General features: G+C 42.5%; 6 protein-coding genes and 2 rRNA genes. 7 read left to right on the forward strand and 1 reads right to left on the reverse strand.

The window, feature by feature from the left end; genetic code table 11:
* Positions 1–415 precede the first annotated feature (415 nt).
* The 3 genes from SDEN_RS00190 to SDEN_RS00200 all read left to right on the forward strand — a co-directional run bounded on the left by SDEN_RS00190 (position 416) and on the right by SDEN_RS00200 (position 5,330).
* Positions 416–3,320, forward strand: a 23S ribosomal RNA gene (locus SDEN_RS00190).
* Between the two features lie 253 nt (positions 3,321–3,573).
* Positions 3,574–3,689 (forward strand): 5S ribosomal RNA (gene rrf, locus SDEN_RS00195).
* Positions 3,690–4,388: 699 nt separating this feature from the next.
* Positions 4,389–5,330 carry an IS30-like element ISSde3 family transposase gene (locus tag SDEN_RS00200; protein ID WP_011494503.1) on the forward strand — a complete coding sequence of 314 codons (942 nt, stop codon included), beginning with the start codon at positions 4,389–4,391 and terminating at the stop codon, positions 5,328–5,330.
* 609 nt (positions 5,331–5,939) lie between these two features.
* On the opposite strand, the gene SDEN_RS00205 is transcribed toward SDEN_RS00200, so the two are convergent.
* The gene (locus SDEN_RS00205) at positions 5,940–6,881 is read right to left on the reverse strand and encodes an IS30-like element ISSde3 family transposase (protein WP_011494504.1); all 942 of its coding nucleotides are present in this window, start codon (positions 6,879–6,881) and stop codon (positions 5,940–5,942) included.
* 139 nt (positions 6,882–7,020) lie between these two features.
* On the opposite strand from SDEN_RS00205, the gene SDEN_RS00210 reads away from it, so the two are divergent.
* The 4 genes from SDEN_RS00210 (at position 7,021) to SDEN_RS19670 (ending at position 11,449) form a co-directional block, all read left to right on the forward strand.
* On the forward strand, positions 7,021–8,916 hold the full coding sequence (locus SDEN_RS00210) for a hypothetical protein (RefSeq protein WP_041405606.1): 1,896 nt from the start codon (positions 7,021–7,023) through the stop codon (positions 8,914–8,916).
* A gap of 247 nt (positions 8,917–9,163) precedes the next feature.
* A complete protein-coding gene (locus SDEN_RS00215; RefSeq protein ID WP_041405607.1) occupies positions 9,164–10,123 on the forward strand; it encodes a hypothetical protein in 960 nt (319 codons plus the stop codon).
* Between the two features lie 314 nt (positions 10,124–10,437).
* Entirely contained in the window at positions 10,438–10,701 is a 264-nt protein-coding gene (locus SDEN_RS00220) for a flagellar biosynthetic protein FliQ (RefSeq protein WP_408640230.1), read from the forward strand.
* 4 nt (positions 10,702–10,705) lie between these two features.
* A complete protein-coding gene (locus SDEN_RS19670) occupies positions 10,706–11,449 on the forward strand; it encodes a flagellar biosynthetic protein FliR (RefSeq protein ID WP_049762887.1) in 744 nt (247 codons plus the stop codon).
* Positions 11,450–11,451 lie beyond the last annotated feature (2 nt).

Consider the following 11,451-nt stretch of genomic DNA (forward strand, 5'->3'; position numbering starts at 1 on the left):
TTTAACAATTTGGAAAGCTGATAGTACTAACTAAAAGGCGCAGAAATGATGATTCGTTGTCGTTTGTGTGATTAGGTTAGTGCGAAAAATAATATTTGTGCGCAAGCATGAATATGAGTTCTCAAAACACTTTATTAAGTGTCTTGAATATTTTTAAAACTAAGGCGTGTCCACTTCCTACCCGGAGGTGAGACAAGTAAAAACCAAGCTGGTCCCACTCTTTATTGAGTGACGTACGACCCAAGTTTTTCTTACTTTATCTCGATAAGGTAAGCGCAGTGATTCGATACGGTGTCTAAGCCGTGAAGCGAATGAGAAAGGAGTGTAGCAGCGCTACATGACTGACGAATGAGGTTCACAATAACGACAGCGTGATGAATAACAAGCGAAAAGATGAAACCTATCCGGGTTGTATGGTTAAGTGACCAAGCGTATACGGTGGATGCCTTGGCAGTCAGAGGCGATGAAGGACGTAGTAACTTGCGAAAAGCGTTGGCGAGCTAGTAACAAGCATTTGAGCTAACGATGTCCGAATGGGGAAACCCGGCCACATAAGTGGTCATCATAACGTGAATACATAGCGTTATGAGGCGAACCTGGGGAACTGAAACATCTAAGTACCCAGAGGAAAAGAAATCAACCGAGATTCCCCTAGTAGCGGCGAGCGAACGGGGATTAGCCCTTAAGTCTATGGGGTGTTAGTGGAATGGTCTGGAAAGTCCAGCGGCACAGGGTGATAGCCCCGTACACGAAAACTAACCGTAGATGAAAACGAGTAAGGCGGGACACGTGACATCCTGTTTGAATATGGGGGGACCATCCTCCAAGGCTAAATACTCCTGACTGACCGATAGTGAACCAGTACCGTGAGGGAAAGGCGAAAAGAACCCCTGTGAGGGGAGTGAAATAGAACCTGAAACCGTATACGTACAAGCAGTGGGAGCGGTTCTTGAGACCGTGACTGCGTACCTTTTGTATAATGGGTCAGCGACTTACATTTTGTAGCGAGGTTAAGCGAATAGCGGAGCCGTAGGGAAACCGAGTGTTAACTGCGCGTTTAGTTGCAAGGTGTAGACCCGAAACCGAGTGATCTAGCCATGGGCAGGTTGAAGGTTGAGTAACATCAACTGGAGGACCGAACCGACTAATGTTGAAAAATTAGCGGATGACTTGTGGCTGGGGGTGAAAGGCCAATCAAACTCGGAGATATCTGGTTCTCCTCGAAAGCTATTTAGGTAGCGCCTCGAGCGAATACCATTGGGGGTAGAGCACTGTTAAGGCTAGGGGGTCATCCCGACTTACCAACCCTTTGCAAACTCCGAATACCAATGAGTACTACTCGGGAGACAGACAGCGGGTGCTAACGTCCGTTGTCAAAAGGGAAACAACCCAGACCGTCAGCTAAGGTCCCAAAGTACTAGCTAAGTGGGAAACGATGTGGGAAGGCTTAGACAGCTAGGATGTTGGCTTAGAAGCAGCCATCATTTAAAGAAAGCGTAATAGCTCACTAGTCGAGTCGGCCTGCGCGGAAGATGTAACGGGGCTAAGCTAGTCACCGAAGCTACGGGTGCATTTCATTAGAAGTGCGCGGTAGAGGAGCGTTCTGTAAGCCGTTGAAGGTGAAGGGGTAACCCACGCTGGAGGTATCAGAAGTGCGAATGCTGACATGAGTAACGATAAAGGGGGTGAAAAACCCCCTCGCCGGAAGACCAAGGGTTCCTGTCCAACGTTAATCGGGGCAGGGTGAGTCGACCCCTAAGGTGAGGCCGAAAGGCGTAATCGATGGGAAACAGATTAATATTTCTGTACTTCTGCTAACTGCGATGGAGAGACGGAGAAGGCTAGGCTAGCGCGGCGTTGGTAGTCCGCGTTTAAGGTGGTAGGTTGAATTCTTAGGCAAATCCGGGAATTCGTACTTTAATGTACAGGCTGAGAGCTGATGACGAGTCACTAAGGTGATGAAGTAGTTGATGCCATGCTTCCAGGAAAATCTTCTAAGCTTCAGGTTAGTAGGAATCGTACCCCAAACCGACACAGGTGGTCGGGTAGAGAATACCAAGGCGCTTGAGAGAACTCGGCTGAAGGAACTAGGCAAAATGGTACCGTAACTTCGGGAGAAGGTACGCTGCTGTTGGTGATGGGACTTGCTCCCTAAGCTGACGGCAGTCGCAGATACCAGGTGGCTGCAACTGTTTATCAAAAACACAGCACTGTGCAAAATCGCAAGATGACGTATACGGTGTGACGCCTGCCCGGTGCCGGAAGGTTAATTGATTGGGTTATCTTCGGAGAAGCTCATGATCGAAGCCCCGGTAAACGGCGGCCGTAACTATAACGGTCCTAAGGTAGCGAAATTCCTTGTCGGGTAAGTTCCGACCTGCACGAATGGCGTAATGATGGCCACGCTGTCTCCAGCCGAGACTCAGTGAAGTTGAAATTGCGGTGAAGATGCCGTATACCCGCGGCTAGACGGAAAGACCCCGTGAACCTTTACTATAGCTTGGCACTGAACATTGAACCTACATGTGTAGGATAGGTGGGAGACTTTGAAGCATGAACGCTAGTTTGTGTGGAGTCGTCCTTGAAATACCACCCTTGTAGTTTTGATGTTCTAACCTGGACCCCTTATCGGGGTTAGGGACAGTGCCTGGTGGGTAGTTTGACTGGGGCGGTCTCCTCCCAAAGAGTAACGGAGGAGCACGAAGGTTGGCTAAGTACGGTCGGACATCGTACGGTTAGTGCAATGGCATAAGCCAGCTTAACTGCGAGACATACACGTCGAGCAGGTACGAAAGTAGGTCATAGTGATCCGGTGGTTCTGAATGGAAGGGCCATCGCTCAACGGATAAAAGGTACTCCGGGGATAACAGGCTGATACCGCCCAAGAGTTCATATCGACGGCGGTGTTTGGCACCTCGATGTCGGCTCATCACATCCTGGGGCTGAAGTCGGTCCCAAGGGTATGGCTGTTCGCCATTTAAAGTGGTACGCGAGCTGGGTTCAGAACGTCGTGAGACAGTTCGGTCCCTATCTGCCGTGGGCGTTGGATGATTGAAGGGAGCTGCTCCTAGTACGAGAGGACCGGAGTGGACGAACCGCTGGTGTTCGGGTTGTCATGCCAATGGCATTGCCCGGTAGCTACGTTCGGAATCGATAACCGCTGAAAGCATCTAAGCGGGAAGCGAGCCCTAAGATGAGTCATCCCTAGAGCTTTAAGCTCTCTAAAGGGCCGTAGGAGACTACTACGTTGATAGGCAAGGTGTGTAAGCGTTGTGAGGCGTTGAGCTAACTTGTACTAATGACCCGTGAGGCTTAACCATACAACCCAGATGGGTTTTACTGAAAATGTTCCCGACATTTTCTAGCACTTCCTCCGTCCATGGAGGTCGTACATGAAGATGTTCCGTTGGAACTGACCTTAGTAATAGAAATAGAGCGCTTAATAAAGTGCGAACTCAAGCTCCTAAACGAGCAATCAGCTTTCCGAATTATTAAATAAGGTAACAGCAGGTCCTAGGTTCTAGGTCCTCGCAGCGCAACGCGCGCCCTAGTACCTTGTTTAAACAAAATTTGTCTGGAAACCATAGAGCTGTGGCACCACCTGATCCCATTCCGAACTCAGAAGTGAAACACAGTATCGCCGATGGTAGTGTGGGGTCTCCCCATGTGAGAGTAGGTCATTTCCAGGCGCCAATTAAGTAGAGAAGCCACCTGAATAAGGTGGCTTTTTTGCGTTCGGAGTTTACAAAGTTAACGCATCATATCAGATGACCCTAAGCAATATGTGCAGGTGACTCATACCCATTACGATTAAAGACTTCCCAGTTTAGCCCAATCCCAGCGACATAATCTTTTCACCCTATTTCGACACTCAATGAACGTATTCCATGCACGACAGCATTGCTCAACAGTATCGTTAACGTCGCCTAGGTCCTGCGTATGCCAACCAGCACCATCAAGGATCACGAGTAGATAGCGATCATTGGCTGTGGCTTCTGATATTTGCGTTAATACCAATCACATTAATTATGTGACCTATCAGAGCGCCTCAAGCTTTTCAATTCAAGGCGCATTAATGCAGTAAGGGTTATTCCCTTTCAAACCTCATTCTTGCACAGGAATGCAACGATGAAGTGGAATGCTTGAGACGCTCCCGAGGGCGGGTTTCAAAGGGGATTTCTCTGCGTTGAAGACTTTTGACATAGCAGCACTATGCCTTCAAGCCTTCGCCTTGATTAATACCCTTTGAACTCCCGCTTAATGACCAGATAATTAATACGATTGGCCCGAATTCAGATAATAACTGCGACACTCTTAATTGAGGCGTAGAAGAAGCCAACTGCTGAAAGTGGTAGGCTTTATCTCGCCAAAGAAAAAAGAGTATCACTATGAGTTATCAGCAGTTGACTGAGGGAAGAAGATATCAGATTTCAGTCCTTTTAGACCAGGGTATTTCGATAGCTTTGATTGCAAAAGCTATCAATTGTCATCGTGCGACTGTCTATCGAGAACTAAAACGTTGTCATGCCCTGCAGGGTTATTGCCCTGACAGCGCTCAAGCCAGTGCGTGTAAGATGCGGCGTCATTCAGCCAAATATACCATCCCCGATACAAGAATAAACTTCGTCCGCTTCCTACTGCAACATGATTGGAGCCCAGAGCAGATTTCACGGGTGTTATCGGGCATGAACCAAGCTGTTAGTCATGAATGGATTTACCGCTTTGTGGCAAGGAATAAACGTCAAGGCGGCAAGCTATATCGCCATCTACGGCAAGGTCATAAGCGCTATCGCAGAGGTAAAAAAGAGAAAGCGCCAGCGATTAAAAATGGTACCTCTATCGACTCTAGACCTGCCATTGTTGATACTCGCGAACGTTTCGGTGATTGGGAAATCGATACCGTATTAGGCAAGCATGGGACAGGTTCAATAGTGACAATTTTAGAGCGAAAGACCCGTTTTTATTTAATAAAGAAAGTGGCCTCAAAATCTGCTGAAGATGTGACTAAAGCGACTATCGAATTATTGATGCCCTATAAGCAATATGTGCACACTATAACTGCCGATAATGGTCGTGAATTCGCTCATCATGAAGTCATAGCCAACGCGTTAGACACAACATTTTACTTTGCTCATCCGTATAGTTCTTGGGAACGTGGCGCCAATGAAAATGCCAACGGTTTATTAAGGCAGTATGTAAAAAAAGGGACTGACTTAAGGACAGTAAGCGACGCCATCATCTTATTTGCCCAGAACAGGATTAATTACAGACCTAAGAAATGTTTGAAGTTTAAGCAGCCAACTGTTGTGTTTAAACAATTAGCCGCTTAATTTGGTGAGTGTCGCACTTCGGAGTTGAATTCGGGGGTATAAATGCTGGCTCATCCATCTTCAAACCAAATATCAACGAATATAGACTGGGAATATATCGATCGCTTTAGATTGCAGTTTTTTTAAAGCGTCTGGCGACTTCTGAGCGATTATTAATTTGCAAGAACGTAGCCACGGCTAATAGGCGGATCTTCTTGTTAGCATTTTTCTCTTGTTTAGTGAGCGTGAGTATTTCTTGGTACGATAAAGTTGTCATTCTTAAAAAGGTATTAAATGTTGTATCGTAATTAGATCACACTTCAATTCTAATTGGTATGATTGTTTAGTCGCAAGGTAAGGTGTGGAATCAGATCGTAACCATATAATTCTGTTGATGATATTTTAGTTGCCATTGTGGTAAATTTAATTAATTGTATTAATTTTTTGTATGTAGGTATAGGAGTTCTAATTAAAGCACTAGGGTAGTCAGGTTGGAACTTTTCATATACCATCGGTGCTGAAGAATAGTTGTAGAATAAATTTAAGATTAGTGAAGATAATTTTAACATTAATAACGATTAATTTAGGGATGGCTCCCGAATTCAACTCCGAAGTGCGACACTCACCAAATTAAGCGGCTAATTGTTTAAACACAACAGCTGGCTGCTTAAACTTCAAACATTTCTTAGGTCTGTAATTAATCCTGTTCTGGGCAAATAAGATGATGGCGTCGCTTACTGTCCTTAAGTCAGTCCCTTTTTTTACATACTGCCTTAATAAACCGTTGGCATTTTCATTGGCGCCACGTTCCCAAGAACTATACGGATGAGCAAAGTAAAATGTTGTGTCTAACGCGTTGGCTATGACTTCATGATGAGCGAATTCACGACCATTATCGGCAGTTATAGTGTGCACATATTGCTTATAGGGCATCAATAATTCGATAGTCGCTTTAGTCACATCTTCAGCAGATTTTGAGGCCACTTTCTTTATTAAATAAAAACGGGTCTTTCGCTCTAAAATTGTCACTATTGAACCTGTCCCATGCTTGCCTAATACGGTATCGATTTCCCAATCACCGAAACGTTCGCGAGTATCAACAATGGCAGGTCTAGAGTCGATAGAGGTACCATTTTTAATCGCTGGCGCTTTCTCTTTTTTACCTCTGCGATAGCGCTTATGACCTTGCCGTAGATGGCGATATAGCTTGCCGCCTTGACGTTTATTCCTTGCCACAAAGCGGTAAATCCATTCATGACTAACAGCTTGGTTCATGCCCGATAACACCCGTGAAATCTGCTCTGGGCTCCAATCATGTTGCAGTAGGAAGCGGACGAAGTTTATTCTTGTATCGGGGATGGTATATTTGGCTGAATGACGCCGCATCTTACACGCACTGGCTTGAGCGCTGTCAGGGCAATAACCCTGCAGGGCATGACAACGTTTTAGTTCTCGATAGACAGTCGCACGATGACAATTGATAGCTTTTGCAATCAAAGCTATCGAAATACCCTGGTCTAAAAGGACTGAAATCTGATATCTTCTTCCCTCAGTCAACTGCTGATAACTCATAGTGATACTCTTTTTTCTTTGGCGAGATAAAGCCTACCACTTTCAGCAGTTGGCTTCTTCTACGCCTCAATTAAGAGTGTCGCAGTTATTATCTGAATTCGGGCTTAAGGTGATTTTACCTTACACAAGGAGAGTTATAGTGAATATAAATGTAAAAATATTTGTTCTGATTGTCATGTTATGTATAAGCATGTACACACCTTCTACCACGGCACAAGCTGGTAAATATAATGCCAATGCCGTTGATGATCTGTATAATTTTTATGCAGAATCAAGAGGGGTAAACTGGAAAAATACAGATAAGTATAAAGGCTCTTGGCATGCAAATGGGATTAAAGAGCATTATCAAAACTCTCTCTATAAATATTCTGGCCCCACATCAACCTATACCGCTAAGCATGCCCCTTTGGCCGTTGAAAAAGGTAAATTTACTTATTTCATCATTAATGGCCAACAAGAGGAATATCCTTATACGCCTAGGCAAGCGGCAGCGAGTTATAATACTAGTCATAAAATCAGCCCAATATCTATGATGGTTGGGAAATATGATAATGTTACTGGCACACTTTATCCACCGACAACAGTACATGTAAAAAGTACGACTGATTCACATGATAACGCGTCAATAAATGTTGATAGTGACGGATTTTTGTATGTTTTTGTGTCTGGCCGTAGTGGTGTACGTGGCGGGTTAATATATAAAAGTAATTCTGCTAATAGCATAGAGTCTTTTAAGCTGGTATATAGCGGGAAGCACAGTATTGAAACGTTAGATTTAGATTGTGATCCAAATTATGCACCTAACGGATGGGAGTTATGTAGAAATGAATACAGAGGCTTTACCTATCCACAGGCGTGGTGGACAGGTAATAAATTTGTTCTATTACATACTATATATTTACCTTTGACCTACGACGATCCCGCAGCTAACCCTAGTTATATGCGAGCAACTTATATTTCAACAGTTACTCCAACTTCAGGCGGTGTTACAGTATCAAGCCCGAGTAAATTAGTTGCTGTTAAAGGCGATTATACTAAAGGTCATTATTCTATTAGCAAAGAGAAAAATGGCACGATAGGACTAGCATTTAATCTTCATGTCGATGATGAAACAACTTGGAAAGGCAAAGCTGTAGCACCTCATGACAGTAGAACTAATCTCTATTTTATGTATTCAAAAAATGGTAATGATTGGTTTAATATAAAGGGAGAAGAAGTTGCTTCTGGAATGCTAGATAGAGGTACTTCTAATAGAGGTATTACCAAGCCATCACAGCTGTCTTCTATTGCTGTCAAAGAATATCACAATCCTGTTACAGGTGAGACCAATGAAACAACGTGGTGTGATGATCGACATGCTGTTTTGGGAAAAAGCAGCCCTAGTAAATATGTTTGCAGAAGAGTCTATTTGAAAGACATAGATTTTACAATTGATGCGCAGGGTAAGCCAAATCGGGTAGAAATATTATATGTCGCTAATCGTTCGGTTGAATATAGTACGATTAATAATGTCTCTAAGGAGTTTGGCCCTTATCCCAGTCCTGAAATAGCTGAAAATGATATCTACTTAGCCAGAGCTTTTTATAATAAAGATAATGCTCTTGGCTGGCAAACTGAAAGAGTTAAAGATGCAAGCGGCAAAGATGTCGTCGATCATAATTATTCATCCGGTACACTAACCATTGTGGATGGCGCTAGCTATATTATTACTCCTGCATCACAGGAGCGGGATGGTTATGCAGGTCAACGCCAAGTTAAAGTGCTTAAAAATACTACTGGAGCTAAAGGGAGTTGGAATGAAGTTTATTCGAAATACTCAGTTCCACTTACAGCTGGTAAAACAGCAAATTATGTTCGCAGCGTACACAATTCTACATCTAAATTTAGAGTGTTATGGTCTGAAGGGTTGGCAGATGTTGATGCTGATGGTGGGGAAGAAGTTAAAGTATATTTAGGCGATTTAACCAATAAAAAACTGTTACTTCCCAATACCGGCACATTGCCTATAAATGGTAAGTATGTGCCGTTTAATTAGCATTTAATAATTAATTGCACCCTGATTTTATGGGGTGCAATACTATAATTTAAAGCAGGTCCTAAATTTATGTTAACTATTGACAATTATTTTGTTGCCAATATGATGGTGAGGTGTTTTTTATCAGGTTGTCAATGTATCTGTGCTTTAGCTAGTAGTGATATGTTAGCTTGATAATTCTGCACTATGAATATCGGTCTCAGGTATTTATATATAGAAATTTTAATGTAGTTAATGGATGAATAACATGAAAAGAAGTATCTTACCCTTTGCACTGCTGGCAATGATTGCCTGTAGCTTTAGTGCTGTTTCCGCAGTGAATAACCAACCAAAGTATAATACCACTATCGTTGATAGTGATTATATCTTAGAAATGTCGAAATATCAGGACTACCGTGGGTCATTGAAAGTTTCTGATGATCACTTGAATAGCAATGTTTACAGAACACATCAAAAGCTACTTAAGTCTTTTACTGATTTACGTGCCCTTAAGAGCCAGCTTGAGCCAGAAATAAAAAGGTTATTTGATGGAACCGGCCTGCACTATCGCTGGTTTAATTTCGATGTAACAGGACCTATAGAAGTTAAACTCAGTGGCACTGCAAGTGGTGCGATAAAATTAGAACTGAGTAAATTTAGCCTACGTGGACAAGTTAAAGCCGAAAAAAGCTGGTATTTGAATGTTTACGGCACGCTGACGATGAATAATGCCTATGCTTCTGGTGAGATAGATTTGGCTACGGGTAAAGTGAAAAATTTGACATTGCACAGTAAGTTCAATTTTGATTTTGATTCAACAATTAAATATTTAATGCCAACTTCTAATTTTTTTATTACTGAATTAGGAAACTATTTGATAGATATTATTTCAGAAAAAATGATTGCTAGCTATGATGGCTACCAAACCATGTATAGTTTAGATAAGGTTGTTCCAGCATATAAATATGTATATCAAGGTATTGATATTGGCTGGGAATTAAGGCAACAGCTGCTTGGTATGATTAATGGTGAGTTTATCAAGATCACTATGAAAGAGCTTGCCTTGGCGCCGAGCACACGACCTTATGCTTGCTACGAGCCTGGTAATGTGTCATGGAACTCAAATTTTGCAGAGATCAACATTTCCAATAAAGCATTCTTTAAATTAAGCAGAACAGATGTTCAGAAATGTGAATGGAATGGTAGTGGAGGACATACTGATTATTAGTTATGACTAATCTTTAAGACAATGGCAATATTATCAGCCTCCTGAACATGGGTATTTCTCTGATTAGGGGGCTGTACAGCAATATCTATACCACCTGAAAGTTGTAATGGAGGTGTTTAATGTGTAGACATGTATTTACCTGGGGGTTAATATTGTGGTGTTTTTTTTGAGTAATTTGTGGTGAGTTAGTTATTTAAGCATTGTTGACCATCTAAACGCTCTAGACACCGGCAGGGAATTGAACCCTAAATAAGTTGTAAAAAGGATGTTATCTTGTATTTAAACGGATGTAATTCCTCAAGAGTAACCCCATAGTGGAAAGTGTCTCTATGCTGGGTTACCTCTCAGAATTTTTTTGGGTCACCTCAAAACTTGCAATGCCGATACTTGCCACTGCGCTTGTGGTTGGCTTGCTCATCAGCATTTTTCAAGTCGTTACACAAATTCAAGAAATGACACTCACATTTGTACCTAAATTGATCGTGGTATTAATTGTTGTTGGCATGTTGTCGGGGTGGTTGTTAGAGACAATACAAACATATGCCATTACGACTATTAGCAAAATTGCTGAGTTTTAGGGATATGGAACAGTATTTAAAAGTACTTGGCCTATTTTACTGCAGAGTTGGTATTGTGTTTTGGTTGCCTTTAGTTGGCCCTATGTCCAGGATACCTACTAGCATCCGCTTTATCATAGTTAATGTGATCGTTATCGCGTTGTTTTCTCTACAGGGAGCGCCAGCAGTCATAGAGGTAGATTTAAATACCCGCTCATATTTGACCCTGCTGGCAATCGAGTTTATCACTGGCATTACTTTTTCTCTTATATTGGCAGTCCCGGCCGTGGTGTTGCTTTTTTTTGGTCGCGCGATTGATATGCAAATTGGTCTCGGTGCTTCAGGGATTTTCAATCCAACAAGCCAAACTCAAGATTCGCTTCTTGGGGTGTTATTTTCATTTGCAGCATTGACATTATTTTGGTCTCTGGGCTTGCATTTGGATGTACTTAAAATTCTGATAGAAAGTATTAAAGTACTGCCTCTTGGTCAAACGAGAAATGTAGAAGCAATGGTTTTTATTGAATACTTTTCTACAGCATTCGTACTTGGTTTGATCCTTTTTGCCCCCGTGATCATTATGCTTTTTATTGTGGATATTTGTTCCGGGATCATTTCTAAAAGCATGCCGCAGATGAGTATTTATTTTGTCATTATGCCATTGAAAATAATGATAGGTTTTATTGTCTTGACCATCACGTTAACGAATTTAGCTTCGCATTTTGAAATGCTAGTTAGGTTTCCTGTTAAATTTTTGGTAGGGCTTTAGCT

It is taken from the genome of Shewanella denitrificans OS217 (assembly GCF_000013765.1).
GTDB lineage: Bacteria > Pseudomonadota > Gammaproteobacteria > Enterobacterales > Shewanellaceae > Shewanella > Shewanella denitrificans.